This is a genomic window from Devosia elaeis, from assembly GCF_001650025.1.
In the GTDB taxonomy this organism is placed as follows: domain Bacteria; phylum Pseudomonadota; class Alphaproteobacteria; order Rhizobiales; family Devosiaceae; genus Devosia; species Devosia elaeis.
Genome location: NZ_LVVY01000139.1, coordinates 1 through 1570 on the forward strand (window position 1 = coordinate 1; position 1570 = coordinate 1570).

Sequence of the window (1570 nt, forward strand, 5' to 3'; positions counted from 1 at the left end):
GAGGCTGTGTGAGAACTCACCCAAGCGGAGCGGTCAGGATATTTTAGGCCGGCGCGCATCGAGGCGTTTCACCTCGTTATCGCCTTGAGGGTCGAGGCAACTCCGGCAACGGCGATGGCGCGTTTGATGTTGTAGGCCAGTATGGTCAGGCTGGCTTCGGTGGCGACATTCCTGAGGCCGCGCGTTCGGAAGTGCGTGGCGCCCATCCAGCCTTTTATCGTGCCAAAGACATGTTCGACAGTACAGCGCCGGACCGCCATCGCCTCGGGCATCGTGTCAAAGCGGCGCTCCATCTGATCGAGCACTGCTTCATGCTCCCATCTTCGGATGCGCTTCTCCTTGCCCGCGGTGCACAGAGGACGCGAGGCGCAGGCACCACATGCCTTCTGATTGAAGTAGACGCCGATGAGCTTGCCTCCCTCCACCCTGGCAAAGCGCTTTTGAAGCTGCTGGCCGGCTGGGCAGCGATAGGTGTCGGTCTCGGGCTCATGGACGAACATCGTCTTACCCCAAAAGCCACGGGCCGCAGCCGGTGATGTGTTGGGCTTGGGCACCATCGGGATGATGCCAGCCTCGGCACAGGAGCGGATCTGTTCGCCCTCGTAGTATCCACGGTCGGCCAGAGCGATCATTCCTACAGCGCCTGTCTCTGCCTGCGCGGCCTTGGCCATCTCCAGCAGGTGAGACCGATCGTGGCCGCGATTGGTCACCTCATTGGCGACGACGATATGATGCTTGGTATCAACTGCAGCCTGGACATTGTAGCCGACCACACCGCGATGATCGCTCCCGGTTGCCATGGCGCGTGCGTCTGGATCGGTTAGCGAGATCTGCTCATCTGGCGCAGCCTCCAACTGCTGGCCAATCTCCTCGAGTTCGCCAAGTCGACCGCGCAGCGAAGCCAGTCTCTCGGTCAGGTGCTCGATGCGTGGTGCGGCTGGTCCTGCTCCCGCGCTATCAGCTTCTTCGAGCTCGACGAGGTAGCGCGCGATGCTCTCTTCGACATGGGCTTTGCGGCGCGCCAGCTTGCCATTGGTGTAGTTCTTTTCGTGCGTGTTCACCGCCCGCAAGCGTGACCCATCGATGGCAACCATACTGCCGCCGACTAGGCCAAGAGCACGACAGATGGCGACAAAACGCTGGCATGCGACTTGGATGGCGCCACCATTGTCATGGCGGAAGTCGGCAATGGTCTTGAAGTCCGGCACCAGCTTGCCGATCAGCCACATCAGCTCGATGTTGCGGCCCGCCTCGCGCTCCAACTTCCGGCTCGAGGTCAGTTGATGCAGGTAGCCATAGACGTAGAGCTTGAGCATGGTGCCAGGCGCATATCCGGGTCTGCCGGTCGCGGCAGGCTGCACACGGGCAAAACCAAGCTCGGCCAAATCCAGCTCCTCGACAAAAGCATCGATCACGCGAACCGGGTTGTCGGGGAAAACATAGTCCTCAAGACGCGCCGGCAGAAAACTCGCCTGGTCACGGTCTGTACCTTCAACGAAACGTCCCATAAGGCACCTCCGAAGCAGGGCCAGATCATACCATAATCAGACGTTTTCACACAGCCTCGGGT

Annotated in this window: 1 protein-coding gene; it reads right to left on the reverse strand. The window is 60.6% G+C overall.

Annotation, left to right across the window (positions count from 1 at the left end):
- Positions 1-68: 68 nt before the first annotated feature.
- Positions 69-1508: an IS1182 family transposase gene (locus A3840_RS18200; RefSeq protein WP_067460427.1), complete on the reverse strand. Its 1440-nt coding sequence runs from the start codon at positions 1506-1508 to the stop codon at positions 69-71.
- Between the last annotated feature and the right edge of the window lie 62 nt (positions 1509-1570).